Annotated in this window: 26 protein-coding genes and 3 tRNA genes; 7 read left to right on the plus strand and 22 right to left on the minus strand. The window is 69.0% G+C overall.

Features of this window, described 5'->3' with window-relative positions:
- Positions 1-55: 55 nt before the first annotated feature.
- The 15 genes from ACUWEX_RS12435 to tilS form a co-directional block, all read right to left on the minus strand.
- A complete protein-coding gene (locus ACUWEX_RS12435; RefSeq protein ID WP_179100271.1) occupies positions 56-232 on the minus strand; it encodes a hypothetical protein in 177 nt (58 codons plus the stop codon).
- A gap of 95 nt (positions 233-327) precedes the next feature.
- The gene (locus ACUWEX_RS12440; protein WP_179100270.1) at positions 328-474 is read right to left on the minus strand and encodes a hypothetical protein; all 147 of its coding nucleotides are present in this window, start codon (positions 472-474) and stop codon (positions 328-330) included.
- A gap of 16 nt (positions 475-490) precedes the next feature.
- Positions 491-2,077 (minus strand): lysine--tRNA ligase, encoded by a 1,587-nt coding sequence (gene lysS, locus ACUWEX_RS12445; RefSeq protein ID WP_445996435.1) that lies wholly within the window; start codon positions 2,075-2,077, stop codon positions 491-493.
- Between the two features lie 33 nt (positions 2,078-2,110).
- Complete coding sequence (locus tag ACUWEX_RS12450; RefSeq protein WP_445996436.1) at positions 2,111-2,374, minus strand: hypothetical protein; 264 nt, start codon at positions 2,372-2,374, stop codon at positions 2,111-2,113.
- A gap of 22 nt (positions 2,375-2,396) precedes the next feature.
- A complete protein-coding gene (locus tag ACUWEX_RS12455) occupies positions 2,397-3,116 on the minus strand; it encodes a Rossmann-like and DUF2520 domain-containing protein (protein ID WP_079728516.1) in 720 nt (239 codons plus the stop codon).
- A complete protein-coding gene (locus tag ACUWEX_RS12460; protein ID WP_445996437.1) occupies positions 3,113-4,699 on the minus strand; it encodes a PH domain-containing protein in 1,587 nt (528 codons plus the stop codon). Before ACUWEX_RS12460 ends, ACUWEX_RS12455 begins: the two co-directional genes overlap by 4 nt.
- Positions 4,696-5,337: a PH domain-containing protein gene (locus ACUWEX_RS12465; protein ID WP_445996438.1), complete on the minus strand. Its 642-nt coding sequence runs from the start codon at positions 5,335-5,337 to the stop codon at positions 4,696-4,698. The genes ACUWEX_RS12460 and ACUWEX_RS12465 overlap by 4 nt, the downstream gene beginning before the upstream one ends.
- The gene (locus ACUWEX_RS12470; RefSeq protein ID WP_079728518.1) at positions 5,306-5,782 is read right to left on the minus strand and encodes a DUF3180 domain-containing protein; all 477 of its coding nucleotides are present in this window, start codon (positions 5,780-5,782) and stop codon (positions 5,306-5,308) included. The genes ACUWEX_RS12465 and ACUWEX_RS12470 overlap by 32 nt, the downstream gene beginning before the upstream one ends.
- On the minus strand, positions 5,779-6,324 hold the full coding sequence (gene folK / locus ACUWEX_RS12475) for a 2-amino-4-hydroxy-6-hydroxymethyldihydropteridine diphosphokinase (protein WP_445996439.1): 546 nt from the start codon (positions 6,322-6,324) through the stop codon (positions 5,779-5,781). Before folK ends, ACUWEX_RS12470 begins: the two co-directional genes overlap by 4 nt.
- Positions 6,321-6,806: a dihydroneopterin aldolase gene (folB, locus tag ACUWEX_RS12480; RefSeq protein WP_445996440.1), complete on the minus strand. Its 486-nt coding sequence runs from the start codon at positions 6,804-6,806 to the stop codon at positions 6,321-6,323. Before folB ends, folK begins: the two co-directional genes overlap by 4 nt.
- A complete protein-coding gene (gene folP / locus ACUWEX_RS12485; RefSeq protein WP_079728520.1) occupies positions 6,799-7,614 on the minus strand; it encodes a dihydropteroate synthase in 816 nt (271 codons plus the stop codon). Before folP ends, folB begins: the two co-directional genes overlap by 8 nt.
- The gene (folE, locus tag ACUWEX_RS12490; protein WP_079728521.1) at positions 7,614-8,210 is read right to left on the minus strand and encodes a GTP cyclohydrolase I FolE; all 597 of its coding nucleotides are present in this window, start codon (positions 8,208-8,210) and stop codon (positions 7,614-7,616) included. The genes folP and folE overlap by 1 nt, the downstream gene beginning before the upstream one ends.
- 5 nt (positions 8,211-8,215) lie before the next feature.
- Positions 8,216-10,219, minus strand: a complete 2,004-nt coding sequence (gene ftsH, locus ACUWEX_RS12495) for an ATP-dependent zinc metalloprotease FtsH (RefSeq protein WP_445996441.1) — start codon at positions 10,217-10,219, stop codon at positions 8,216-8,218.
- A gap of 133 nt (positions 10,220-10,352) precedes the next feature.
- Positions 10,353-10,904 carry a hypoxanthine phosphoribosyltransferase gene (gene hpt / locus ACUWEX_RS12500; RefSeq protein WP_079728523.1) on the minus strand — a complete coding sequence of 184 codons (552 nt, stop codon included), beginning with the start codon at positions 10,902-10,904 and terminating at the stop codon, positions 10,353-10,355.
- 34 nt (positions 10,905-10,938) lie between these two features.
- Positions 10,939-11,970 (minus strand): tRNA lysidine(34) synthetase TilS, encoded by a 1,032-nt coding sequence (gene tilS, locus ACUWEX_RS12505; RefSeq protein ID WP_445996442.1) that lies wholly within the window; start codon positions 11,968-11,970, stop codon positions 10,939-10,941.
- Between the two features lie 41 nt (positions 11,971-12,011).
- Here tilS and ppa point away from each other — a divergent pair, with 41 nt between their 5' ends.
- The 4 genes from ppa to ACUWEX_RS12525 all read left to right on the plus strand — a co-directional run bounded on the left by ppa (position 12,012) and on the right by ACUWEX_RS12525 (position 13,176).
- Positions 12,012-12,506: an inorganic diphosphatase gene (ppa, locus tag ACUWEX_RS12510; RefSeq protein WP_077055020.1), complete on the plus strand. Its 495-nt coding sequence runs from the start codon at positions 12,012-12,014 to the stop codon at positions 12,504-12,506.
- Between the two features lie 259 nt (positions 12,507-12,765).
- Positions 12,766-12,838 (plus strand) — tRNA-Glu (locus ACUWEX_RS12515).
- Between the two features lie 131 nt (positions 12,839-12,969).
- Positions 12,970-13,046, plus strand: a tRNA-Asp gene (locus ACUWEX_RS12520).
- A 54-nt stretch (positions 13,047-13,100) separates the two neighbouring features.
- A tRNA-Phe gene (locus ACUWEX_RS12525) sits at positions 13,101-13,176 on the plus strand.
- A gap of 89 nt (positions 13,177-13,265) precedes the next feature.
- Here ACUWEX_RS12525 and ACUWEX_RS12530 read toward each other — a convergent pair.
- Positions 13,266-13,805, minus strand: a complete 540-nt coding sequence (locus tag ACUWEX_RS12530; RefSeq protein WP_445996443.1) for a TFIIB-type zinc ribbon-containing protein — start codon at positions 13,803-13,805, stop codon at positions 13,266-13,268.
- A gap of 151 nt (positions 13,806-13,956) precedes the next feature.
- Entirely contained in the window at positions 13,957-14,550 is a 594-nt protein-coding gene (locus tag ACUWEX_RS12535; RefSeq protein ID WP_445996444.1) for a MarR family winged helix-turn-helix transcriptional regulator, read from the minus strand.
- Positions 14,551-14,632: 82 nt separating this feature from the next.
- On the opposite strand from ACUWEX_RS12535, the gene ACUWEX_RS12540 reads away from it, so the two are divergent.
- A complete protein-coding gene (locus ACUWEX_RS12540) occupies positions 14,633-16,249 on the plus strand; it encodes an MFS transporter (RefSeq protein ID WP_445996445.1) in 1,617 nt (538 codons plus the stop codon).
- On the opposite strand, the gene ACUWEX_RS12545 is transcribed toward ACUWEX_RS12540, so the two are convergent.
- The 5 genes from ACUWEX_RS12545 to ACUWEX_RS12565 all read right to left on the minus strand — a co-directional run bounded on the left by ACUWEX_RS12545 (position 16,215) and on the right by ACUWEX_RS12565 (position 23,119).
- Positions 16,215-18,494, minus strand: a complete 2,280-nt coding sequence (locus tag ACUWEX_RS12545) for an acyl-CoA dehydrogenase family protein (protein ID WP_445996446.1) — start codon at positions 18,492-18,494, stop codon at positions 16,215-16,217. The two genes, ACUWEX_RS12540 and ACUWEX_RS12545, sit on opposite strands and share 35 nt — an antisense overlap.
- Positions 18,495-18,647: 153 nt before the next feature.
- A complete protein-coding gene (gene recQ / locus ACUWEX_RS12550) occupies positions 18,648-20,504 on the minus strand; it encodes a DNA helicase RecQ (RefSeq protein ID WP_445996447.1) in 1,857 nt (618 codons plus the stop codon).
- A gap of 311 nt (positions 20,505-20,815) precedes the next feature.
- Positions 20,816-21,577 (minus strand): copper resistance protein CopC, encoded by a 762-nt coding sequence (locus ACUWEX_RS12555; RefSeq protein ID WP_445996448.1) that lies wholly within the window; start codon positions 21,575-21,577, stop codon positions 20,816-20,818.
- 3 nt (positions 21,578-21,580) lie between these two features.
- Entirely contained in the window at positions 21,581-22,327 is a 747-nt protein-coding gene (locus tag ACUWEX_RS12560; RefSeq protein WP_445996449.1) for a YcnI family copper-binding membrane protein, read from the minus strand.
- A 78-nt stretch (positions 22,328-22,405) separates the two neighbouring features.
- Positions 22,406-23,119, minus strand: coding sequence for a hypothetical protein (locus ACUWEX_RS12565; protein WP_445996450.1), 714 nt, complete (start codon positions 23,117-23,119; stop codon positions 22,406-22,408).
- A 170-nt stretch (positions 23,120-23,289) separates the two neighbouring features.
- Between ACUWEX_RS12565 and ACUWEX_RS12570 the strand changes: the two genes are divergently transcribed.
- Positions 23,290-23,673 (plus strand): GNAT family N-acetyltransferase, encoded by a 384-nt coding sequence (locus ACUWEX_RS12570; protein ID WP_445996451.1) that lies wholly within the window; start codon positions 23,290-23,292, stop codon positions 23,671-23,673.
- Between the two features lie 13 nt (positions 23,674-23,686).
- Positions 23,687-24,661, plus strand: coding sequence for a pirin family protein (locus ACUWEX_RS12575; protein ID WP_445996452.1), 975 nt, complete (start codon positions 23,687-23,689; stop codon positions 24,659-24,661).
- Positions 24,662-24,693 lie beyond the last annotated feature (32 nt).

A 24,693-nucleotide genomic window follows, 5' to 3' on the forward strand; every position in this document is an offset into this window, starting at 1 on the left:
CCCGTTTGCGGCCTTAGCCTAGCGTGCGCACAATGCACGGATGCTTGGGGCGGCGCTATTTGCCCGCGGGCGGCAGGCCCAGGCGCACGCGCTCTTCGGCCTCGATCTCGGCGTAGGCCTTACGCTCGTTGCGGTCGGAGCGGATGATGGCGCGCATGAGGAACCAGAACACCCCGCCCACGAGGACCGTGGGGGTGAGTGACCAGATGGCTGCGACCCAGAAGTTATCCATGACTCCTCAAGGATACGCCCTGTGGCGGGGACACGCCGAGCCGAGCGCAGCAACCCGCACCGCAGCAAGCACCGCAGCCAGCGCCGAGGCCAGCGCTAGCTGCCGCCAGTCAGGCCGCCGTAGACACCCGTGACGATGAGGTAGAGGCCGATGCCGCCCACCACGATCCAGATCATGACGCGCGCGTTGGTGGGCTTCTTGGGGTCGCCCGGCTCGGTTTCGTTCTTCGGCAGATAGCTCATGCTGAGGCTCCTTCGCCTACTTGACCAGGGGGAACAGGATGGTTTCGCGAATGCCGAGGCCCGTGATCGCCATCATGAGGCGGTCGATGCCCATGCCCATTCCACCCGACGGCGGCATGCCGTGTTCGAGCGCACGGAGGAATTCTTCGTCGAGACGCATGGCCTCGACATCCCCCTTGGCGCCGAGTTTCGCCTGCTCGACGAAGCGCTCGCGCTGGATGACGGGGTCGACGAGCTCGGAGTAGCCCGTGGCCAGCTCGAAACCGCGAATGTAGAGGTCCCACTTCTCGACGACGCCCGGAATGGAGCGGTGCTCGCGCACCAGCGGCGACGTGTCGAGCGGGAAGTCCATGACGAACGTGGGGCGCTCGAGCGAACCCTTCACGAAGTGCTCCCACAGCTCTTCGACGTATTTGCCGTGCGTGGGCACGCCCACCTCGAGTTCGACCTCGTCGGCCAGGGCCTTCAGCTCGTCGAGGGGCGTCTGCGGCGTGATGGTGCGACCGGATGCCTCGGACAGCGACTCGTACATCGACAGGCGATCCCACTCGCCGCCCAGGTCGAACTCGGTGCCGTCGGCCCAGGTGACCACGTGCGAACCCGAGACCGCGAACGCCGCGTTCTGGATGAGCTCCTGCGTGAGGTCGGCGATCTGGTTGTAGTCGCCGTAGGCCTGGTAGGCCTCGAGCATGGCGAACTCGGGGCTGTGCGTGGAGTCGGCACCCTCGTTGCGGAAGTTGCGGTTGATCTCGAACACACGGTCGATGCCGCCGACGACGGCGCGCTTGAGGAACAGCTCGGGCGCGATGCGCAGGAAGAGCTCGGTGTCGAAGGCGTTGGAGTGCGTGGAGAACGGGCGGGCTGCTGCACCACCGTGGATGGTCTGCAGCATGGGCGTCTCGACCTCGAGGAAGTCGTGCGCGTCGAACGTGGCGCGCAGTGAGGCCACGGCCTTGGCGCGGGCGCGCACGGTCTGCCGGGCCTGGTCGCGCACGATGAGGTCGAGGTAGCGGCTGCGCACGCGCGATTCTTCGCTCAACTCGTTGTGCAGGTTGGGCAGCGGCAGGAGCGCCTTCGAGGCGATGGCCCAGTCGCTGACCATGATCGACAGCTCGCCGCGGCGGCTCGAGATGACCTCGCCCGTGACGAAGACGTGGTCGCCCAGGTCGACGAGTTCCTTCCAGGCGGCCAGCGATTCTTCGCCCACGTTGGCGAGAGAGACCATGGCCTGGATGCGGCTGCCGTCGCCCGATTGCAGCGACGCGAAGCACAGCTTGCCCGTGTTGCGCAGGTGCACGAGGCGCCCGGCGAGTCCGACCGTGACACCCGTCGTGGCGTCGGCCTCGAGGTGACCGAACTCGGCGCGGACCGCAGGAATGGTGGTGGTGATGGGCAGCTGCACGGGATAAGCGCCGCCCGCGGCATCCGTTCGCTCGCGAATGAGGCGCTCACGCTTCTGCAGGCGCACGGCCTTCTGCTCGCTGACCTCGTCGGCCGTGAAACCGTTGTCGCCGGCGGCGGTCGCGGCGGCGCTCGTCGGGTCGGATGCGGCGGCGTCGGCCTGGGCGGGGGTGCGGGGGGCGTCGTGGCGGTCGTCACTCATTGCGGAAGCGTCTCCTTGTGGGGTCACCACAGTTTAGTTGACGTAGAAGTCGCGGGAGCCGTCGACCCGTTCCCCGCCGACGGCGAGCTGGATGACGGCACGCACCACGCCGCGATAGCCGTCGTCGAGAGGTGAGTTCGTCTCCGGGTTAACGAGGGCCAAGCGCGTGAGCGTGACATGCGACTCGCCCATGATGGCCGATTGCGCGGCGGCGAGGACGGCGTCGAGACCCCGGTCGGCGGCCGATTCGGCGGCGTCGAGGGCGGTGCGGAGGAGCGGGGTATCGGAGTGGGGCACAGGCCGATCGTAGTCGAGGCGCTCAGCGCAGCTCGTCGAGCCCCGGCAGCGCGCCGGGCGGCGTGGCGCGCCGCAGGGCGTTGTCGACCGTCGAGCGCACGAGGGAGGAGAGGAACCCGCCGGGGTTGTCGACGCCGATCTCGGCGAGGATGCCCGTGGCCTGCGTGACGATCGAGCGCGAGAACTCCGAGGCGATCGAGACGGCCTCGGCATAGGCCGCGCGGTCCTTCTCGTCGACGACGACCGGTTCGCCGCCCATCTCCACGACCAGGGCTTGCGCGATCGGCAGAACCGGGGCGGGCGCCGTGACGGCGAACGAGGTTTCGGTGAGTCGCGAGACATCCATGCTCGACCCCGTGAATTCCATGGCCGGGTGGATGGCGAGCGGGATCACACCGGCGGCCAACGCCGGCTGCAGCACCCCGATGCCATAGAGCGGCGCCGTGTGCATGACGAGCTGGCCGGGCTGCCAGGTTCCGGATGCGGCGAGACCCGCCACCAGCTGCGGCAACTCGCTCTGCGGCACCGCCAGGATGACCAGCTCGCTGCGCTCGACGATGACCGGGATGTCGAGCACCGGCACGCCCGGCAGCATGGCCTCGGCGCGATCGCGGCTCTCATCGGAGATGGCACTGACGCCCACGATGGCGTGGCCGGCACCCGCGAGGGCGACGCCCAACACGGGACCGACCCGGCCGGCGCCGATGATGCCGACGCCGAGACGCCCGGCGCGTGCGCTCATCGCTGCTCGCCGCTCTCGCCCCAACGATGGCTGCGGTCGGCCGCGGCCGCGCGCACGACCGCCTCGGAGACGGTCTCGAGCAGCAGCACGGCGTTCGCCGTCGACATCGTGGGAACGGTCGCCGTGACGGGCCCCATGACGGTGTGGGCCTGCGCCGACGACAGCCGGAAGAGTCGCTCGAGCGGCCCCTGGGTCACCTGAATGGACTGCAGACGCGCGAGCGGCAGCACGTCGAGTTTGCGCCAGACCACGCCGCGGCGGAACAGCAGCACTCCCCCGCGCAGCGCGAACCCGGTGCGCTTCCAGGCGAAGGGGTCGAGCCAGCGCGCGCGGCGGGGGGCGATGGTGAAGCCGTGGGAGGCGGGGTCGGTGATGGCCGCGCGCAAGTCGGTGAGCAGGCCATCCGTCTGCGCGTCGTTGACGATGAGGCCGAGAACGCGGGTCACATCGTCGAGTTTTCCCACGGGCAGGATGGTGGTGTTACCCCGGGCGGCGTTGGCGTCGGTGAGCGAGACGCCGGCCTTGTTGATGCGCACCTGCCACCACCCGAACGGACGCCAGAGGATCGACTGGGTCACCTCGATGGCGTGCACGCGCCCGGGCGGGATCGTGTCATTGCTGGTCGAGAGCAGGCCGAAGCCCACGCGCACGCCCGAGGGGGTTCCCGCGATCGAGTAGCGCAGCGACTTGGTGATGGTCGACCAGATGTAGCCGGCCACACCCAAGACGGCGGGGATGGTCCAGAAGAGAGTGAAGAACTGGTCGTTCGCGATCTGGATGGCGGCGGCGACGATGACGGCCAGACCGATGAGGGTCGGCCATCCGATGATCGTCGAGGCCACGAGGCGGCCGACCGGAATGCGCACGACCGACTCGGGCGGCGCCTGGTCGGGGTCGAGCTCCGGCGACAGGAAGTCGTTGACGCGCTCGGTGACGACGCGGCTGATGGCGGGATCGTCGCTGCGCACGAGGCCCGCCGGCCCCACGCTCACGACCGGAGCGCTGCCCCGCTCGGCGAGTTTGGCGCCCGAGGCGAGGGTGAGGACATCCCGACGCAGGCCGTCGGCGTCACGTGCGTAGAGGTATTCGAGCTTGACGTTGGCGTCTTGACCCGCGACGCTGACCTCCATCTTGGCGGCGCCCAACAGGCGGGCCAGGAAGGGCTTGTTGATGTTGACGCCCTGCACGCGGTCGAGTTTGGCCTTGCGGTTGGTGCGGAACACGATGCCCGAGCGCACCTCCACGGCCTCGTTGGTGATGCGGAACGTGTGCATGCGCCAGGACAGGAAGAAGGTGCCGATGATGATCAGGAGGAGCACCAAGAGCGCGAGGAGCGCCCAGCCGACGAGGCCCTGCTCCCAGACGAACGAGACGGGGTCGCCGTATTCGCGGTACTCCTCGTCGCCGAACTGCGGCAGGAAGAGTTCGACGAGGCGCTCGCGCAGGTTGGCGATGACGAAACCGGCGACAGCGATGAAGAAGATGCCGCCGCGCAGGAGGGGTGTTGCGGGGTGCAGGCGGTGCCACTCGCCGTCGGCGAGGATGTGGGAGGAGGACGGTCGCTCGGGGGCCTCGTTCGTCACAGTCCGGTCCGTCGGGTCTCGGCGACCGCGACGAGGTGGTCGCGCAGGCGGTCGGCTTCGTCGGCGGGCAGGCCCGGCAACACGACACCCGTGGTGGCGGATGCCGTGACGAACTTCAGCTCGGACAACCCGAAGGCGCGGGCCACGGGCCCGCGGTTGACGTCGATGAGCTGCATGCGGCCGTAGGGCACGGCCACGAAACGCTGCCACATGATGCCGCGGCGGAACAGCAGGTCGTCGTCGCGCAGCAGATAGCCGATCGAGCGCACGCGGCGCGGCGTGAAGATCATGTAGATGAGGGTGATGAGCGCGATCGGGCCCGCCACCCACCACTGCCACACGGCCTCGCTGATGACGGCGATGAAGATCGCGGCGGCGGCCAGCACGGCGAGCGTGATGACCGAGCCGATGAGTTCGACGACGATGAAGCGCTTCGACACGCGCTGCCAGCCCTCATGCGGCAGGTCGAGGCGCCCGAGGTCGTCGGGCGTGTGCGCGGCGAGGTCCTCTCGGGCGGCCTCGTCGACGGCGCCGCCGGCGGGCTGTGGGGCGAACTCGTCGGGCGACCCGGCAGGCTGCGGCGCGAACTCGCCGCGCGAGGCGGGCTCAGTGTGAGGGTGCGGCTCCGGCAGTGTCATCGTCGTCATCATCCTTTGGAAGCGTGCAGAGGTGCTCGGCAACGAGGGCGGCCGCCAGCAGGATTGCGGCTGCTGCGAGTGCGGCGATCGTCAACCACGTCGAGCCTACCGCGGGCATCACCGGCCGGGTGAGGAGGAAGCCGAGCGCTCCGAGGGTGACCCCGATGAGCAGGCCACCGACCAGGCTGCAGGCCTTGGCGAGCACGACGACGCGCATCGCCCGGAACGGGTCGATCATGCGCTGCGCCTTGCCCGTGACGGCGCGACGGATCGGGATGGCGAAGCCGACCACGATGGCCGCGACCGCGAGAAGCGTGGCGGAGAAGGTGACGGGCGGGATGACGAGCGGGCGCCCCCCAGCGGCGGACGCGTATTCGATGAGGTAGCCGATCGCCAGGCCGACGATGGCGAGACCGATGATGGGCGTGGCACGCGTGCGGGTCACGGGCGGTCCTTTCGCAGGGCGGCGAGCAAGGCGTCGGCGCGCCCGAGACCGGGGAGCGCGGCATCCGGGTCGACGTCGAGCCAGGGCGCGAGCACGAAGTCGCGTTCGGCGGCGCGGGGGTGCGGGATGGTGAGGTCGGGTTCGTCGACGGTCAGCGATCCGAAGGCCACGATGTCGAGGTCGAGCGTGCGGTCGCCCCACCGCTCGGTGCGCACGCGGCCGTGTTCGCGTTCGACGCGGTTGAGTTCGGTGAGCAGCGCTCGCGGGCTGAGGGTGGTCGAGAGCAGGGCGACGCCGTTGAGATAGCCGGGCGCGTCCGGGTCTTCTCCGTCGGGTTTGACCGCGACCGATTCGTGCAGCGGCGAGATGCGCGTGACCGTGATGCCGTCGGTTGCGTCGAGGTCGGCGAGGGCGTGGCGGATGGTGGTCTCGCGATCGCCCAGGTTGGCGCCGAAGGCCACGACGGCGCTCGTCACGCCGAGAGACAGTTGCGAGGGCCGACGGACGGGCGGATGAACGGGTGGCTTGGCGATGGGCGTCATGCGTCGGCATCCGCTCGGTCGGCTGAGCCGTGTCGGCCCGGTCGCGCGCCCGTGGCGTGGTCGTCGCGGGTGGCCTGATCGTCGCGCGTGGCGTGATCGCCGGATGCGGACGGCGCCCTCTGCTCACGCTCGATGCTCACCGCGACATCGGCGAAGGGCACCGAGATGGGCGCATCGGGTTTGTGCACGGTGACGCGCGTGCGCTCGGCAGCCGGGTAGCTCAACACGAGGGTCGCGACGCGTTCGGCGACCGTCTCGATGAGGTCGACGGGGTCGCCGGCCACGGCCCGCGCGATGCTTTCGGCCAGCTCGCCGTAGTGGATGGTGGTCGATACGTCGTCGCTCGCAGCCGCCCGAGCCAGGTCGAGCCACACCGTCACGTCGATGACGAAGTCTTGCCCGTTCTCGCGCTCGAAGTCGTAGACGCCGTGGTGCGCGCGCACCCGCAGGCCGGTCAGCTGGATGGTGTCGAGGCTAGCCACGTCGTCCACTCTGCCATGCGCGCCAGGTGTCGAGGGCGAGTCGGGTGGCGGATGCGTCGTGCACGCGCACCCCCCACGCCCCGGCCTGCGCGGCCAGCACGCTCGTGACGGCCGTCGGCAGGTCCCGCTCGGTCATGGGAGCGTCGTCGGGCAGCAGCGCGCCGAGGAACCGTTTGCGGCTCGTGCCCACGAGCACGGGGTAGCCGAGCTCGAGCAGCTCGTCGAGGCGGGCCAGGAGCTCCCAGTTGTGCGAGCCGTTCTTCGAGAAACCGAGCCCCGGGTCGAGCACGATGCGGTCGCCCGAGATGCCCGCGGCCCGGGCGTCGTCGACCCGCTTCGAGAGTTCGTCGCGCACCTCGGTGACGACGTCGTCGTAGTCGGCGAAGGCGTTCATGGTGGCCGAGTGCGTGCGCCAGTGCCCGATGACGAAGATCGCCGGCGTGGATGCAATGGCCGCGGCCATGCCCGCGTCGGCGAGCCCGCCCGACACATCGTTCACGATGACCGCGCCCTCGTGCACGGCCCTCGCCGCCGTTTCGGCGTTCATGGTGTCGACGCTCACGGCGATGTCGCGGCCTGCCAGCGCGCGCACGAGCGGCAGCACGCGGCGCTGTTCCTCGGCCGGTGTGACGCGGTCTGCCCCGGGGCGGGTCGATTCGCCGCCCACGTCGATGATGTCGGCGCCGTCGGCCGCGAGTTGGAGCGCGTGCGACAGGGCGGCATCGGCGTCGATGAACTGGCCGCCGTCGCTGAACGAGTCCGGCGTGACGTTGACGACGCCCATCACATGCGGCGTCTCGGAAGTCATCACGGTGTCGCCCCGGCATCCGGCGCTGGACGCGCACCGATCAGCGCGAAGATCTCGGCCCGGGCAGCCGGGTCGCCCAGCGTGCCGCGACTCGCGACCGTCACGGTCGAGCTGTCGCGCTGCTGCTGCCCGCGGGCCACGACGCAGCCGTGCACGGCGTCGAGCACCACGAGCACGCCGCGCGCCTGGAGCCCGCGTTCGAGCGTGTCGGCGATCTCCTCGGTCAGGCGCTCCTGCATCTGCGGGCGCGACGCGATGGCGTCGACCACGCGCGGCAGGCTGCCGAGCCCCACCACGTGCTCACCCGGCACATAGGCGACATGCGCCGTGCCGAGGAAGGGCAGGAGGTGGTGTTCGCAGATCGAGCGGAACGCGATGTCGCGCACGAGCACGACCTCGCCAGCGCGGTCGCCGACCGGCACGGTGTTGGCGAGAAACGCCTCGGCGTCGACGTGCAGTCCGCCGAAGAACTCAGCGTACGCCTCGCCCACGCGACGTGGCGTTTCAGCCAAACCCTCGCGCGAGACATCCTCACCGATAGCGGCGAGGAGCTCGCGCACGGCCGCCTCGATCCGGGGCCTGTCGACGCCCGTCATGCGGTTTACGCCGTCGCGGGACGCGGGTTGGGGTTCGTCCGCAGGTCGGGGCGTTCCTCGGACTCCACGCCGCCGTCGGTCACACCGGGGTCGACGGGGATCTTGGTCTTCGCGGCCACCACGATGGGCGGGCGGTCGGACACGGGACGCTTGTCGCTCGACAGCCACTGCGGGCGCTCGGGCAGCTTCTTGACGTCGGTGAAGATCTCGGCCAGTTGGGTGTGGTCGAGCGTCTCCTTCTCCATCAGCTCGGCGGCGAGGCGGTCGAGGATGTCGCGGTTCTCGGTGATGACCTGCCAGGCCTCGTCGTGAGCCTGCTCGATGAGGCGGCGCGTCTGCTGGTCGACGCGCTCGGCGATCGACTCGGAGTAGTCGCGCTGGTGGCCCATGTCGCGGCCGAGGAACATCTCGCCCGAGGACTGGCCGAGCTTCACGGCGCCCACATCGGTCGTCATGCCGTATTCGGTGACCATCTTGCGCGCGATGCCCGTGGCCTTCTCGATGTCGTTCGACGCACCCGTGGTGGGGTCGTGGAACACGAGCTCTTCGGCCACGCGACCGCCCATGGCGTAGGTCAGCTGGTCGAGCAGTTCGTTGCGGGTGACCGAGTACTTGTCCTCGAGCGGCAGCACCATCGTGTAACCGAGGGCGCGTCCGCGCGGGAGGATCGTGACCTTGGTCACGGGGTCGGTGTTGCGCATCGAGGCGGCGGCCAGCGCGTGGCCACCCTCGTGGTAGGCCGTGATGAGCTTCTCGCGGTCGTTCATGATGCGTGTGCGGCGCTGCGGGCCGGCGATGACGCGGTCGATGGCCTCGTCGAGCGCGCGGTTGTCGATGAGCTGGGCGTTGGAGCGGGCCGTCAGAAGCGCGGCCTCGTTCAGCACGTTGGCCAGGTCGGCACCCGTGAAGCCGGGCGTCTTGCGCGCGACGACCTCGAGGTCGACGTTCTTCGACAGCGGCTTGCCGCGGCCGTGCACCTCGAGGATCTGGCGGCGACCCTGCAGGTCGGGTGCGTCGACGCCGATCTGGCGGTCGAAGCGGCCGGGGCGCAGCAAAGCGGGGTCGAGGATGTCGGGGCGGTTCGTCGCCGCGATCAGGATGACGTTGGCCTTGGGGTCGAAGCCGTCCATCTCGACGAGCAGCTGGTTGAGCGTCTGCTCGCGCTCGTCGTGTCCACCGCCCATGCCGGCGCCACGGTGGCGGCCGACGGCGTCGATCTCGTCGATGAAGATGATGGCGGGGGCGTTCTGCTTGGCCTGCTCGAACAGGTCGCGCACGCGGCTGGCGCCGACACCGACGAACATCTCGACGAAGTCAGAACCCGAGATGGAGTAGAACGGAACACCGGCCTCGCCCGCGACAGCACGCGCGAGCAGGGTCTTACCCGTTCCGGGAGGGCCGTAGAGCAGCACACCCTTGGGGATGCGGGCGCCGACGGCCTGGAACTTGGCCGGGTCTTTCAGGAAGTCTTTGATCTCTTCGAGCTCTTCGATGGCCTCGTCGCTGCCGGCCACGTCTTGGAAGGTGACCTTGGGGGCCTCCTTCGACACGAGCTTGGCCTTGGACTTGCCGAACTGCATGACCTTGTTGCCGCCACCCTGCATGCTCGACAGCATGATCCAGAAGAAGACACCGATGAGCAGCAGCGGGATGAGCAGGCTCAGCAGGCTGCCCCACCAGCTGGGCTGGGGCACCTTGTCGTTGAAGCCCTCGGCGGGCGCGGCGGAGTCGACGGCATCGACGACATCGGCGGCGCGGGCATTGAGGTAGTAGAACTGCACCATGGTGCCGTTGTCACCATCGGCCGACGCAAGCGTGAGGTCAGCTCGGTTGTCACCCTCGGTGAGGATGACCTCCTTGACCTTGTCGTCCTTCAAGAGCTGCAGACCGTGCTCGGTGGACACCTCTTTGAACCCGTTGATGTTGAGCAGGCTCGAACCGACGAAGAACACGACGACGGCGAGCAGGATGTAGGGAAGCGGTCCCTTGAAGATGCGCTTGAAATTCATGTTGCTCCGGGCCGCAGCCCGTCACCTTTCTGCAGGTGGGTCGAAGAGGGCCACAATCGCCCGTGTCGCACCAGGGTATCTCTAACAGTCTGAGCGCCCACTCTGTGTTCCCCGTGGGCGTAAAGCGCCCGGATCAGGCGTAGACGTGCGGCGCGAGCACGGCCACATCGCGCAGGTTGCGGTAACGCTCCGCGTAGTCGAGGCCATAGCCCACGACGAATTCGTTCGGGATGTCGAAACCGACGTAGCGGCAGTCGATCTCGACCTTGGCGGCATCCGGTTTGCGAAGAAGTGCACACACCTCGATGGAGGCGGCACCGCGCGCCGCGAAGTTCTCGAGCAGCCACGACAACGTGAGCCCGGAGTCGATGATGTCCTCGACGATGAGCACGTGGCGGCCCTCGAGCGGGGTGTCGAGGTCCTTGCGAATCTGCACGACACCCGACGACTTGGTGCTGTTGCCGTAGGACGAAACGGCCATCCAGTCGATCTCGACGTGGTTGCGCAGCTCGCGGCTCAGGTCGGCCATCACCATGACGGCGCCCTTGAGCACACCCACGAGGAGCAGGTCTTCGCCCTCGTAGTCGGCCTCGATGCGCCGCGCCAGCTCGCGCAGCTTGTCGTGGATCTGCTCCTCGGTCACCAAAACTTGGGCGAGGTCGCCCTGAACGTCCGTCGATTCCATGATTCGAGTGTACGGATGTCTCGGGCCTCCTGGGTTACGCGTCAGCCCCCTCGGAGGTGCGCGCCGTGAAGACGAGGAGTGCACCTTCGCGCGTGACGCTGATGCCCGGCACGTCGATGGGGCCCTGGCCGCGCCAGTCGGTGACGAGGCGTGCGATCTCGAGGGTGTGGGCGCGGTTCAGGTATTGGCCGAACTCGCCTGCGGCCACCACGCGGATGATCCGGTTGCGCAGGGCCGCCGGGTTCACGGCCAGAGCGCGCACGTCGACCGCGATGCCCGCCTCGGCCGGCTCGCAGATCTCCTCGATGATCTCGTCGACCATGCGGTCGAGCGCCTCGCTGTCTTCGCGCAGGATGTCGGCGGTGCGCACGAGCGCCTCGGCCACGCCCGGCCCGAGCTCGCGCTCCAGGACGGGCAGCACGGCCTTGCGCACGCGCACGCGGCTGAAGCGGTGTTCATCGTTGTGGGGGTCGGTCCACGCGTCGAGGCCCAGGGCGTCGCACGAGGCGTGCGTGGTTTCACGGTGCACCCCGAGGAGTGGTCGCAGGTAACGGTCGGCGAGCTCAGACATCCCGCGCAGGCTCGCCGGTCCCGCACCCCGGGCGAGACCGAGCAACACGGTTTCGGCCTGGTCGTCGAGCGTGTGACCGATGAGGATGTGGGACGCCCCTGTCTCGGCGAACACCTCCGCGAAGGCGTCATACCGTGCGTGACGGGCTGCTTCTTCGGGACCCGCGCCGCTCGACACAACGACCTGTTTGACGATGACGGGGGCGAGGCCGAGAGCCGAGGCTTGCTCGGCGGCGCGGGCCGCGACATCCTCGGAGCCGGACTGCAGGGCGTGATCGACGATGACGGCGCCGGCGCGGATGCCGAGCTTGGGCGCCTCGAACGCGACCGCCGCCGCGAGGGCCAGAGAATCGGGGCCACCGCTCAGGGCGACGAGGACGAGAGGGCTGCCCTCTTCGGCCACGTGTGCGGCGAGCGAACGCCGCACGGCCGCGCGCACCTCGGCCGTTGCCGGATCGAGGGGACGGCGATGTTCAGGGCGCGCGGAGGGAGGCATCCAGTAACGTTATTCCAGACTTCACGAGCAAGGAGAAACTCATGGCAGGTTACGACGTCGTCGTAGAAATTCCCAAGGGCAGCCGCAACAAGTACGAGGTCGACCACGAGACCGGTCGCGTCTACCTCGACCGCGTGCTGTTCACGTCGTTCGTCTACCCGACCGACTACGGCTACTTCGAGAACACGCTGGGCCTCGACGGCGACCCCGTCGACGCGCTCGTGCTGCTCGAATACCCCGTGTTCCCGGGCGTGGGCGTGAAGGTTCGCCCCGTCGGCGTGCTCAACATGAGCGACGAGGCCGGTTCCGACGCCAAGGTCGTCGTGGTTCCCGTGAAAGACCCGCGCTGGAGCCACATCCAGGACATCGACGACGTTCCGCAGCAGACGCGCAACGAGATCGAGCACTTCTTCACGCGTTACAAAGACCTCGAGCCCGGCAAGTGGGTCAAGATCGAGGGCTGGGGCAACGCGGCCGAGGCCGAGCAGATCGTGCAAGACGGTTTCACCAAGCTGAAAGAAGAGGGCGGCCACTAGTCGCTGGCTTTCATTTGGGGATGCCCTCGCTCGCGTGTGCGGCGGGGGCATCCGTCTTTGCGCCCGCCGGTTTTCACGGTGCACGGCCTCGCCGGCCTCGCCGGCCGCGTCGCATCTGCCCGCCGATCCGTTGCGGCGCACCTGACCGGGCTCGTCGTGTCACTCCGAGGTCGCTCCCGGTCCGCCTCGATACGTTTTGCCAAAGTGCCGCCGAATCCGTATGCTTGGTCGTCGGTAGTTCAGTGCCCTCGGGCACACCGGCCCCATCGTTTAGTGGCCTAGGACACCGCCCTTTCACGGCGGCAGCACGGGTTCGAATCCCGTTGGGGTCACGGTACTACTACACTGAAGAACAGCAACACCGCACAAAACCAGCTCGAAACTCCCGTGTAAAAAACGGAGCGAAACATACGGCATAATGGTCAGGTGCGAAAAGCACGAAAACACAGCAACACAATATCGAGGCCCTGTAGCGCAGTTGGTTAGCGTGCCGCCCTGTCACGGCGGAGGTCGCGGGTTCAAGTCCCGTCAGGGTCGCCAGGTCGAATGCCTCTCCTTTTGGAGGGGCATTTCACCATGGAGGCGACAGCCTTCGGCTCTGTAGCTCAGTTGGTAGAGCGTTCGACTGAAAATCGAGAGGTCACGGGATCGACGCCCGTCGGAGCCACCACAGCGAAGCAATCTCAATGCGAAATCCCCCGAACGCCTCGCGGCGCCGGGGGATTTCTCGTTAAGCGGGTCGTGCGAGGCAGACGCCGATCAGTCGAAGAGCTCGCTCAGCCAGTTGTCTTTGCGCTTGCGGCCCTGGCCGTTGCGGTTGTCGTTGTTGTAGCGGCGGTCGTCGTCGTAGCGGCGGTCGCTGTCGCGGCTGCCGTAGCCGTTGTTGTCGCGGTTGCCGGTGATGCCGCCGAGCAGGCCGCCCAGTCCCCCGCGGCCGAAGTCGTCGCTGTCGTCGCGGCGGCGGTGGTCGTCGCGGTCGCGGTCGCGCGGCGAGCGGTTATCGCGACCGTTGCTGTAGCCGCGGGCCCCGTCGTCCCAGCGGTCGGAGCCGCGGCCCGGGAAGGGGCGGTCGGCGTCGCGCGGAAGGCCCGTGTAGGGGTTGGGTGCATCGGTGTGGCCGCCGGGCATCCCGTTGGCCGGGCCCTGCTGCACGGACGCGGCCTCGGCCGAGGCGGCTGCGGCGGCTCCGCCGAACTCGCGGCTGGCGCGGTCGAGGATCTTGTCGAGCTCGCCACGATCGAGCCACACACCACGGCAGGTGGGGCAGTAGTCGATCTCGACGCCGGAGCGTTCGCTCATGACGAGGGGGACATTGTCGACCGGGCAGTTCATTGCGGATTCCTCACTGAAGTGGCGCGGGATGCGCGGGGTGACGCGGTTGTGCGTTCACCGAATCTAATCAGGAGGGACTCAGAAACCGCTGGGAGGCGAGCGGCGCTCCGCGGTGATCTCAGTCGTCGAGGTCGCCCCAGCGGCGGGTCTCGGTCGCCGCAATGAGGTGGAGGAGCGCCTCACGCAGAACGTCGTGCTGCGGCAGCTCGGGGAAGATCGTGGCCTCGAGGTCGTGCGCGCGGCGGAAGGCGTCGGCACCCTCGGGGGTGATCACGACCACGTGGCGACGACGGTCGGATGCGTCGGCACTGCGTTCCACATAACCGTCGCGCTCGAGCCGGTCGAGGGTGCGCGACATGGTCTGCGTCTGCACGCGGGCGCGGCGGGCCAATTCGATCTGGCTGGCGGGTCCGGTCGAGAGGAAGTGCAGCACGATGAGGCCCGCGTGCGTGAGTCCGTGGCTTTCGAGCGCCTCGGCCCAGGCGTGTTCCACGAGGCGCGAGGCCGTGGACAGGAGACGGCCGGTGGGCCAGGCATCCATCGGGCCGCCCTCGGGGTTCACGCTGGCCGGCGGCGTGGGCGATGCCGTGGACGACGAGGACGCCGAAGCAGAAGCTGAAGCATGCGCAGAAGCAGAAGCAGAAGCCGAGTCGTGGGGCGCAGAACCCGCGGCAACGCCCTGTTGAGGGGTGTTGCGCGGCTCGGGTGTCATGGGACTAATGTACTCCTGGTAATAAACAGTCAGCAGGCTTACTATTTTCACGTCGACGTCACGTCGGCCGGAAAGGCACACCGTGAGTTCTCCGCGCACCCGCTGGTTCGGGTTGGTTTTCATCAGCATCGCCGTCGCGCTCATCATCGTCGATTCCACGATCGTGAATGTCGCCATCCCGTCGATCGTCGACGACCTCGGCATCAGCTCGACCGAGGTGCAGTGGGTGCAGGAGTCGTACACGTTGGTGTTCGCATCCCTGTTGCTCGTGTTCGGCACGCTCGCCGATCGCATCGGCCGGAAGCGCATGCTGCTCATCGGCGTGACGATCTTCGCGCTGGCGTCGATCGCCGCGGCCCTGGCGCCGACCGGGGGTGTCCTCATCGCGACGCGCGTGGTGCAGGGTGTGGGCGGCGCGATGGTGCTGCCGACGACGTTGTCGCTCATCAACGCAACGTTCCGCGGCAAGGAGCGCGCGATCGCGTTCGCGGTGTGGGGGTCGACGATCGGCGGCATGACGGCGCTCGGTCCCCTGCTGGGCGGCTACCTGACGACGTATGCGTCGTGGCGGTGGGCGTTCGGCATCAACATTCCTCTCGGCATCCTGATCGTCATCGGCGTGGTCGTCACGGTGAAGGAGTCTCGGGGCTCGGGGCAGACGCGGGTCGACCTGGTGGGCGCACTGCTGTCGGTGATCACGTTTGCCGCGCTGGTGTTCGGTTTGATCGAGGGGCGCACGTTCGGGTGGTGGCGGGCGGAGGACGGCCTCGCGTTCGGGGACTGGGTGTGGCCGTTCTGGTTGTCGCCCATTCCGCTGGCCTTCGTGGTGTCCGCCGTGGCCGGGTTCCTGTTCGTGTGGAGCGAGCGGCGCAAGGAGCGGGCCGGCAAACCGACCATGTTGAGCGTCGGGCTGTTCGGCATCCCGTCGTTCCGCAATGGCAACATCGCGGCCCTGATCGTGTCGCTGGGTGAGTTCGGCATCATCCTGTCGCTGCCGTTGTGGTTGCAAAATGTGATCGGCTACAGCGCCTTGCAGACGGGTCTCGTGCTGCTGGCGTTGGCCATCGGGTCGTTCGTGGCGAGCGGGTTTGCGGGCGCGTTCGGCAACAAGGTTGCGGCGGTCACGATCGTGCGCGTGGGTTTGGCGGCCGAGATCGTGGGTGTCGCGGGGCTCGGGTTCGTGATCGGTGTGGATACGTCGTGGGCGGCGCTCGTACCGTTCCTGTTCGTCTACGGTTTCGGCGTGGGTCTTGCGACCGCTCAGCTGACGGGTGTGGTGTTGCGCGATGTGCCGGTGGAACGCTCCGGGCAGGGGTCGGGCACGCAGTCCACCGCGCGCCAGGTGGGTTCGGCTCTCGGCATCGCTATTCTCGGCACGATCCTGTTCACGAGCACGGGCGGCATCCTGGGCGGCAAGCTCGACGACGCGGGGGTGCCGGCCGAGCAGCGCGATCAGGTGGTGTCTGCCGTGGTCGATAGCGCGGGTTCGGCCCTGCCCGGTCTGGCGGACAATCCTCGAACCGCTGCGATTGCGGATGACGCACGCGAGGCTTTCAGCGAGGGAACGAAGTTCTCGGCGTTCGCCGCCGCGGGCTTCTTGACCCTCGGCTTCATCGCCACGCTCTCGCTGGGGTCGGGTCGACCGGCGCGAGAGCGTGACGACGTCAGCTCACCTGGATCTTCTTCGCGCGAGCCTTGAGCGTCTTCTCGTCGATCGGCAGCTCACCGGCTTCGCGTTTGCGCGCGAAGTAGGACGCGGCCTCTTCTTGGCGGGCCTGCTCGGCGCCCGTGGCGATGGGTGCGCGCACGTGCTCGGGGCCGTAGCCGAAGGCTTCAACGAGGTCGGCGGCGTGGGGGCGCAGGCGCGCGATGAGCCGGTCGATGTAGGGCCCGACGGCGCCGGCGCGCTGGGGTGAGAGTCGCCCGGCGATGAGGTACCACGCGAGGTGCTTCTCGACGAGGCCGAGGCCGAAGAGGTCGCGCACCCAGGTGAGCACCTGGCGCGTGTCGCTGTCGGCGATCTTGTCGAGACCGGCCGTGAAGGCCTCCCATTGCAGGAGCTCGGCGTGGGCGCGGGCCGCCTCGATGAGCTCGTTCTGGTTGTCGTTGAAGAGCGCGGCGGCCTCGACGGGGCCGAGCTTGCCGGCGGGGCGCAGCTTGGCGGCGAGCTGCTCGACCATGGTCTCGACGCGGCCGGTGAGGAGTTCGCGCTGCGTGTCGGTGTCTCGGAGGTGTCCGACGGAGCGCGCCGTGGAGCCGAGGTCGGCGACGGTCTGCGCGAGCGAGCGGAGTCCCGTGCCGTGGACGGCGCGGTCGGCGACCTGACCGGCGGCATACTTGGCGAGAACTTTGGCGTCGGCGCCCTTGAAGCGCTTGGCGACGTCGCCCAGCAGCCGCTTGCCGACGAGCTGCAGGAGCACGTTGTTGTCACCCTCGAAGGTGGCGTAGACGTCGAGGTCGGCGCGCAGGCCCGTGAGCCGGTTCTCGGCCAGGAAGCCGGCACCGCCGCAGGCCTCGCGCGCCTCTTGCAGGGTGTCGAGCGCGTGCCACGTGGACAGTGACTTGAGCGCGGCCGCGAGCGTTTCAAGGTCTTGGCGGTCGTCGTCGGTGTCGGCGGCGCCGCTGAAGACACCGTCGAACTTCACGAGCAGGTCGTCGTGGGCGAAGATCTGCGCGTAGGTGGTGGCGAGACGGGGCAGGAGCCGGCGCTGGTGGCGCTGGTAGTCGAGGATGACTTCCTCATGCGTGTCGCTGCCGGCGTTGAACTGCCGACGCTCGCTGCCATAGGTGATGGCGATCTGCAGGGCCAGGGCGGATGCCGCGGTGGCCGCGCCGTCAAGCGAGACGCGTCCCTGCACCAGGGTGCCGAGCATCGTGAAGAAACGGCGGCCGGGGCTCGCGATGGGCGAGGAGTAGGTGCCGTCCTCGGCGACGTCGCCGTAGCGGTTGAGCAGGTTTTCGCGCGGGATGCGCACGTCGTCGAAGTGCAGCCGGCCGTTGTCGATGCCGTTGAGGCCACCCTTCAGGCCGTCGTCTTCGCCACCGACGCCGGGGAGGAAGGCGCCGTCGGCGTCGCGCAGCGGCACGTAGAAGCAGTGCACGCCGTGGTTGACGCCGTTGGTGATGAGCTGCGCGAAGAGGGTGGCGGCGGTGCCGTGGACGGCCGCGTTGCCGAGGTAGTCCTTCCAGGCCGCGCGGAACGGGGTCTGGATGACGAACTCGTGGGTGTCGGGGTCGTAGGTGGCCGTGGTGGCGATGCTCGAGACATCCGAGCCGTGGCCCGTCTCGGTCATGGCGAACGCGCCGGGCACCTCGAGGCTCATGGCGCCGGGCAGGAAAGCCGTGTGGTGCTTCTCGGTGCCGAGGTGCAGGATGGCTGCCCCGAAGAGGCCCCACTGCACACCCGACTTGATCTGCAGCGACGGGTCGGCGAGGACGAGTTCTTCGAAGCCGGCGATGTTGCCGCCGTGGTCGTCGTGGCCACCGAGACGGGTGGGGAACGCGCGGTGGACTTGGCCGTTCTCGACGAGCTTGTGCAGTTGCTCGAAGACGCGCTGGCGGTGCTCGACCATGCCGAGGCTTTCGTCGCGCTGCATGTCGGGGCGGCCGGCGAGGGCCCGCGAGGCGAGGCGCGCCTCGGGCCAGCTGCCGAGGAGGGTGTGGGCGAGCGAGGGGATGTCGACGCGCGGCCCATCGCCGTCGTCGGACGCGGAACGCGAGCGTTCGGGGCGCGGTGCTTCGGTGGCGGCCTGCGTCGGGCTTTCGGCGTCGACGCCGCCGGGGCCGGGGAGGTGGGAGACGGCCTCGGGGTCGACGAGCGCGTCGGGGGCGACGGTTTCGGACGCACCGGGAGCGGTCAGCTCGGCCGATGCGCGGTCGGATGCCTCGGGGCCCGTGTTTTGCGCGGCGAGGTCGTTAGGGGTTGCGTCGGTTCGGTTGCTCATTGAGATCTGCCTTTCCACACTGAAATCTGTGTCGATAGTAGGAGTCCGCTAATGATCCGTGAAGCGATGCGTGGGATTGCCACAAAGGTGCGCGAGCCGCTCGCGGCCGTCGCTGTCGATTTCTACAGGGATGCGGGCGATACCGGCGGTTGGCTAAGCCGAGGCGGAGGCCTGCTCGGCGACGACGCTCAAGAGGCCCTCGCCGTAGGCGGCGAGCTTCTTCTCGCCGATGCCGCTGACGCCGTCGAGGTCGGCGAGCGATTGCGGGCGCAGCTCGGCGACGGCGCGCAGGGTGGCGTCGCCGAAGACGATGTAGGCGGGAACGCCCTGCTCCTTCGCTTCGGCCGCACGCCAAGCGCGCAGTGCCTCGAACAGCGGGATATCGGCCTCGGCGAGGTCGACGACGGCCCGGCGGGAGGACGAGGAAGACCGGCCGGAGGAGGCCTGACGCAGCGGCTCGTTGCGCATGCGCACCGTGCGGTTGCCGCTCAGCACCTCGGCGCTCGCGGGTGTGATGACGAGCGTGCCGTATTCGCCGCGCGCGGCCAGGAGATCGGCGGCGAGGAGCTGGCGCACGACGCCGCGCCACTGCTGATCGCTGAGGTCTTGGCCGATGCCGAAGGTGGCGATCTGGTCGTGACCGAACTGCTCGACGCGCGGCGTGCGCTTGCCGCGCAGGATGTCGACGATCTGGCCCGCACCGAACTCTTGGTTGCGCTCACGCTTGAGGCGCACGACCGTGGAGAGGAGCTTCTGGGCAGGAATCGTGCCGTCCCACGTCTCGGGCTTCTCGATGCACGTGTCGCAGTTGCCGCACGGCTCGGCGTCCTGGCCGAAGTAACGCAACAGGTTCTGCCGTCGGCAGTCGACGGTCTCGCAGAGCGCGAGCATGGAGTCGAGGTGCTTCTGCAGCTTGAGACGGTGCGAGAGGTCGCCGGGCGACTGCTCGATCATGCGACGCTGCTGCACGACGTCTTGCAGGCCATAGGCCAGCCAGGCCACCGACGGGAGGCCGTCTCGGCCCGCGCGGCCGGTCTCTTGGTAGTAGCTCTCGACGCTCTTCGGCAGGTCGATATGCGCGACGAAGCGCACGTCGGGTTTGTCGATGCCCATGCCGAAAGCGATCGTGGCGACGATGACGACGCCGTCTTCGCGCAGGAACCGGGCCTGGGTGCGCGCACGCGTGACCTGGTCGAGGCCCGCGTGATAGGGCATGGCGTCGATGCCGTTCTGCTTCAGGAACTCGGCCGTCTTCTCGACCGTGTTGCGGCTGAGGGCGTAGACGATGCCGGCCTCGCCCGAGCCCTCGCGCCGGATGAAGTCGAGCAACTGCTTGCGCGGCTCGTTCTTCGGCACGATGCGGTATTGGATGTTGGGCCGGTCGAAGCTGGCCACGAAGTGCTGAGCGCGCTCGAGGTGCAGACGCTCGGTGATCTCGCGGTGCGTGGCATCGGTGGCCGTGGCCGTGAGCGCGATGCGCGGCACATCGGGCCAGCGCTGCACGAGATCGCCCAGCGACAGGTAGTCGGGGCGGAAGTCGTGACCCCACTGCGACACACAGTGCGCCTCGTCGATCGCGAAGAGCGCGACCTTGCCGTTGGCCAGGAACCGCTTGGTCGACTCGGACGAGAGCCGCTCGGGGGCGACATAGAGCAGATCGAGCTGGCCGTCGAGATAGGCACGCTCGACGCGCTCCCGCTCGGCGGCGTCTTGCGAGGAGTTGAGGAAGGCCGCCTGCACGCCGACGGCCGTCAGCGCGTCGACCTGGTCTTGCATGAGCGCGATGAGCGGCGAGACGACGATGCCCGTGCCTTCTCGCAAAAGCGCCGGGATCTGATAGCACAGGCTCTTGCCGCCACCCGTCGGCATGAGCACGACGGCGTCGCCGCCCGAGGCGACCTGCTCGACGATCTCGGCCTGCTCACCGCGGAACTCGTCGTACCCGAAGACACGGTGCAGGACTTCGAGGGCGGGCGTCACGCCCATAACGCTACCTCCTTCCACCGACATCGCTGATTCAGGGGGCGGGCCAACCGACGCAGCGGGCGGACCCGTCGGCTCCTCGGCCGACCGCCGCTGCTCGGAGAGATCGAGAACGCGAGGATATGCGCGGCGCGGCGCTCGAACGGTGGGGCTGGCCATGATGTTCTCCTCGTCTGCGGGAGCCGCGCGGCTCCCCGTGAGACGAAAATACGGGGGAGCTCACCCCGAGAGGTGGGCTCCCCCGCATCCGTGGAGAGATCGGGCCGATCGCGCCTGTGGAGAACAGAACGCGACCGGGCCGAGGGGCAGCGACCGGCAGGGCCAGCCGCCAGAAGGAGTTAGCGCACGCCGGGCTCTTCGGGGTGCGACGACGCCGCGCCCGAATCATCCGCGACACCCGCCGGCTTGCGGCGACGCAGCACCAGCAGCACGATCAGACCCGCGATCAGCAGCACCGCGACGGCGCCGCCGATCCAGAGGATGTCGCCAGCGGCCTGCGACTGCTCGCCCGCCGCCGCATCGGTCTGCGTCGTCATCTCGGGCTCGGGGGCCGGGGCCGCCGAATCCGTCGCGTCGGGCGCAGGTGCTGTCGTGGCCGCATCCGTCGACGGCTCGGTCGCCGCTGGGGACGATGCCTGTCCGCACACCGGGGCGCTGGTCTGCCCCTCGGCGAGCGTCTGGGTGGCATCGGGGGCCCACGTGAACGTGAACTCGTTGGAGATCGGGTGACCGTCGGTCGAGACGACCTGCCAGATCACCGTGTACTCCCCCGGCTGGCCGAGCTGCGCGGGCATCGTGAGCGCCGGGCCGTTGACCGTCGTGCAACCGTCACCATAGAAGGTCTCTCCCGGGCCCTTCACCTGCAGCTGGTTCGAGCCGCTCTCGCCGCCGAGATCGAGCAGGGCGTCGTTCGTCGTGATAACGATCTGGCCCGGCTGCTCGGTGACGGTCGAACCCGCGGCCGGGTTGGACGACACGAGGTAGTTGTGCGCCTCGGCCGCCGAACCGCCGAGCGGGGATACTCCGAGAATCGTGCCAACCGCGAGCGCGAGCGCCCCGGCGAGAGCGAGACCGGACTTCTTTCCTGTGGTGACAGTCATACGTCAGCCTTTCTGGGTGCGACGACGGGTGGCGACGACGGCCGTGACGACACCGGCGGCGCCGACGACGATTCCGAGGATTCCGAGCGTGCGGGCGACGACATCCGGGCCGGCCTCCGTGGTGGCGGCGGCGTTCTCGGACGACGCAGAGGCGGCCGAAGCATTCTCGTCGCCGTCGGCGTCAGAGTGCCCGTGGGCTCCCGACGCCGAGGCCTCGGTGACGGTCACCTGCGGCGCGGGCGACTCCAGCTCTTCCGGGTCCTGGCCGTCTTCGGCAACCTGGGTCCAGTCGGTCTGACCTTGCTCGCAGGTCTGCACGACCGGGAAGCTCAGGGTCTTGCCCGCGGCGTCCTCGGGCAGCTGCACCTGGAACGACACGGTGTCGCGGTAGCCGTCGGCGAGCGGCGTCTTGGCCGTGTAGACCACTGTTCCCACGCGCTCGGCCAACGACTCGCCGTGGCTGTCGGTGATGGGGTTCTTCAGGTCGGTCATCTGCTTCTCGATGTCCCAGTTCGGGGTCACCGTCGGCGTCACGGCGACGATCTCCTCGGGGATGTCGAAGCTCAGCTTCGTGGTGGGCGAACCGTCGCAGCCGTGGCCGACCGCGAAGCTCAGCACGGTGTAGGAACCGGCGGCCGTGTCGGAGGGTGTGACCGAGACGTGGGCGCTCGCGGCGAGCGGCGCGGCCAGGGCGAGGGCGACGCCGGCCGTGAGGGAGCCGACGGCGAGCAGGGGGGTGCGTTTCTTCATGCGAATGAGTCCTTGTCTGGTGGTCGCGGCAGGGCCTGCGACCGATAACTGTGAAATGGGGATGGTGCGACGTGCGGGTCAGGCCGCGAAGGCAGCCGAGACTCCGCGCGGCGGGCCGCGATGTTTCACAGAGGACAAGAAGGGAGGGGCGACGGGCGCGAGGATGCGGCGCACCACCACGGGAACTGAGACCGACAACGGCGTGCTGGCCGCGGCGACGGGTCGGAAGAGGGTGAGGAACGTGAGGCGCAGGGTGTCGAAGAGGCGCCAGAAGACGCGTTCTCCGTGCAGCACGACGGCGACCGTGACGAGGGCCGCGAAACCGTGAGCGGCCCACATGAGGGCGTCGGAGTGACCGGCGGCGTGCGCGTGCGAACCCGCGGACATACCCATGGCCGCGTCAGCGCCCGACAGCGTCAGGGCCGACGGCGACAGAGAAGAGGTGGCAGACGACGAGGCCAGCGGGGCGGATGCCGCGGCGTGGGCCTGCCCGTGAACGTGCGCTCCCGACATCCCGAACACCGATTGGGCGCTGCCCGACACCGCCGGAATGGCCGTGAAGAGCGCGTGATAGACGGCCTGGCTGACGAGAACGGCCGCGGCCGTGCGCCACGGAGTGAGGCGGTGGCCGGCGAGCGCGATGCACGCGAACGACGCCACGACGAGGCAGAGGGCGACGGCCACGAGGCTGGGGGCTTGAGACCCGGCGGACGCGTGCGAGAGGGCGGCGACGAAGGTGGAAACGGATGCGGCGACGAGGCCGCGCGCCACGCGGGCTGGGCGTGAATGCATCCGTTCCTCCTGTTCCTGTGGTCAACGATAGTCGAGGGCGGGTCGGGGCCAGACATCGACGGGTCGGGCTTGATTCGGAGCCGATAGCGTGGATGGGTGGGTGCCGGGCCGGGCCCGTTCGGAACAAGCGCCGCGCGGAGTAGGTTGTGGCACACGAAGGAGCGTGCAGGATGACTGACGAGACATCGCCCGAGACGGGCAACGAAGCTGGCACCGAGGCGAACGAAACGGGCAGCGCGAAGACCGAGGCGAACGCCGACGACGAGCGCGTCGTGCGCAACGACGAGCGCGAGCGATACGAGTTGTGGCGCGGCAACGCCCTGGTGGGCGTGGCCGATGTGCGCGAGATGAATGGCGCCACCGTGTTCACCCACACGGGCATCCGCCCCGAGTTCCAGGGCGCGGGATCGGGCTCCACCCTGGTCAAGGCCGCCCTCGAAGACACCGTGGCACGCGGCGAGAAGATCGTCGCCGGCTGCTCGTTCGTCGCCGACTACGTGGCCGAACACCACGAGTTCGACGAGCACCTGGCCTCGCCCGACACGCTGCGATGACGAAGACCGCACGATGACGAGGCTCGACGGGCACAACACCGAGAGCGTGAGCCGGCGCCCCGACACCGACGGGCCCGAAATGCTGCTGCTCGAGCCGCGCGAGGTTCCGCTGGGCGGGGTGCGCGGCATTCAGGTGCACCGGTTGTTGCCGCAGCGCGCGCTGCCCATGGTGGGCGCGTGGTGCTTCTTCGATCGCTTCGACGAGCAGGCGCTCATGCGCGTTCTGCCGCACCCGCACACGGGCCTGCAGACCGTGACGTGGCCGCTCGTGGGCGATATCCGGCACCGCGACAGCGTGGGCAGCGATGTGACGCTGCGGCCGGGCGAACTCAACCTGATGACGAGCGGGCGCGGGGTGTCGCACTCCGAGTTCTCGATCGGCGAGGAGCCCGGGCCGCTCGAGGGCCTGCAGTTCTGGGTGGCATTGCCGCCCGAAGCCGCCGCCGGTGAGGCCGCCTTCGAAACCCACGCCGATCTGCCCGTTTTCACCGACGGCGCGTTGCGGGCCACCGTCTTCCTCGGCGAGCTCGGCGGCGTGCGCTCCCCCGCCACGACCCACACCCCGATCGTGGGCGCCGACGCCCGGTTGCCGGATGCGGCGAGCGCCACCATCCCCCTTCTGCCCGGGTTCGAATACGCCATCGCCGTCCTGTCGGGCGCGCTGCGGGTGGGCGACGCCCTCCTCACGTCGGGCCCCATGCTGTATCTCGGGTTGGATCGCGAGCACGTGACCGTGCAGGCCGAGGGTGACGCCCGCTTCATCCTGTTGGGTGGCGAGCCGTTCGCCGAGGACCTGATCATGTGGTGGAACTTCGTCGGCCGCAGCCACGACGACATCGTGAGCGCGCGCGACGATTGGGAGGCGCAGGCCGGCCGTTTCGGGCATGTCGAGGGGCACGCGGGTGCGCGTATCCCGGCGCCGCCGCTGCCGAATGTGCGCCTGACCCCGCGTCGCCGTCGCCGACCGCGCGCCGTCGACCCCGTCTGACCCGGCCCCTGTCGTCGGCCGCCAGGTGATGC

This window comes from Okibacterium fritillariae, from assembly GCF_052783725.1.

What these genes read in the sequence shown, in the direction of transcription:
- ACUWEX_RS12435 (WP_179100271.1), bottom strand. Translation starts at nt 232, where the DNA reads ATGGATAACTTCTGGGTCGCAGCCATCTGGTCACTCACCCCCACGGTC.
- ACUWEX_RS12440 (WP_179100270.1), bottom strand. Translation starts at nt 474, where the DNA reads ATGAGCTATCTGCCGAAGAACGAAACCGAGCCGGGCGACCCCAAGAAG.
- lysS (WP_445996435.1), bottom strand. Translation starts at nt 2,077, where the DNA reads ATGAGTGACGACCGCCACGACGCCCCCCGCACCCCCGCCCAGGCCGAC.
- ACUWEX_RS12455 (WP_079728516.1), bottom strand. Translation starts at nt 3,116, where the DNA reads ATGAGCGCACGCGCCGGGCGTCTCGGCGTCGGCATCATCGGCGCCGGC.
- ACUWEX_RS12465 (WP_445996438.1), bottom strand. Translation starts at nt 5,337, where the DNA reads ATGACACTGCCGGAGCCGCACCCTCACACTGAGCCCGCCTCGCGCGGC.
- folK (WP_445996439.1), bottom strand. Translation starts at nt 6,324, where the DNA reads ATGACGCCCATCGCCAAGCCACCCGTTCATCCGCCCGTCCGTCGGCCC.
- folP (WP_079728520.1), bottom strand. Translation starts at nt 7,614, where the DNA reads ATGACTTCCGAGACGCCGCATGTGATGGGCGTCGTCAACGTCACGCCG.
- folE (WP_079728521.1), bottom strand. Translation starts at nt 8,210, where the DNA reads ATGACGGGCGTCGACAGGCCCCGGATCGAGGCGGCCGTGCGCGAGCTC.
- ftsH (WP_445996441.1), bottom strand. Translation starts at nt 10,219, where the DNA reads ATGAATTTCAAGCGCATCTTCAAGGGACCGCTTCCCTACATCCTGCTC.
- hpt (WP_079728523.1), bottom strand. Translation starts at nt 10,904, where the DNA reads ATGGAATCGACGGACGTTCAGGGCGACCTCGCCCAAGTTTTGGTGACC.
- tilS (WP_445996442.1), bottom strand. Translation starts at nt 11,970, where the DNA reads ATGCCTCCCTCCGCGCGCCCTGAACATCGCCGTCCCCTCGATCCGGCA.
- ppa (WP_077055020.1), top strand. Translation starts at nt 12,012, where the DNA reads ATGGCAGGTTACGACGTCGTCGTAGAAATTCCCAAGGGCAGCCGCAAC.
- ACUWEX_RS12530 (WP_445996443.1), bottom strand. Translation starts at nt 13,805, where the DNA reads ATGAGCGAACGCTCCGGCGTCGAGATCGACTACTGCCCCACCTGCCGT.
- ACUWEX_RS12535 (WP_445996444.1), bottom strand. Translation starts at nt 14,550, where the DNA reads ATGACACCCGAGCCGCGCAACACCCCTCAACAGGGCGTTGCCGCGGGT.
- ACUWEX_RS12545 (WP_445996446.1), bottom strand. Translation starts at nt 18,494, where the DNA reads ATGAGCAACCGAACCGACGCAACCCCTAACGACCTCGCCGCGCAAAAC.
- recQ (WP_445996447.1), bottom strand. Translation starts at nt 20,504, where the DNA reads ATGTCGGTGGAAGGAGGTAGCGTTATGGGCGTGACGCCCGCCCTCGAA.
- ACUWEX_RS12555 (WP_445996448.1), bottom strand. Translation starts at nt 21,577, where the DNA reads ATGACTGTCACCACAGGAAAGAAGTCCGGTCTCGCTCTCGCCGGGGCG.
- ACUWEX_RS12560 (WP_445996449.1), bottom strand. Translation starts at nt 22,327, where the DNA reads ATGAAGAAACGCACCCCCCTGCTCGCCGTCGGCTCCCTCACGGCCGGC.
- ACUWEX_RS12565 (WP_445996450.1), bottom strand. Translation starts at nt 23,119, where the DNA reads ATGCATTCACGCCCAGCCCGCGTGGCGCGCGGCCTCGTCGCCGCATCC.
- ACUWEX_RS12570 (WP_445996451.1), top strand. Translation starts at nt 23,290, where the DNA reads ATGACTGACGAGACATCGCCCGAGACGGGCAACGAAGCTGGCACCGAG.
- ACUWEX_RS12575 (WP_445996452.1), top strand. Translation starts at nt 23,687, where the DNA reads ATGACGAGGCTCGACGGGCACAACACCGAGAGCGTGAGCCGGCGCCCC.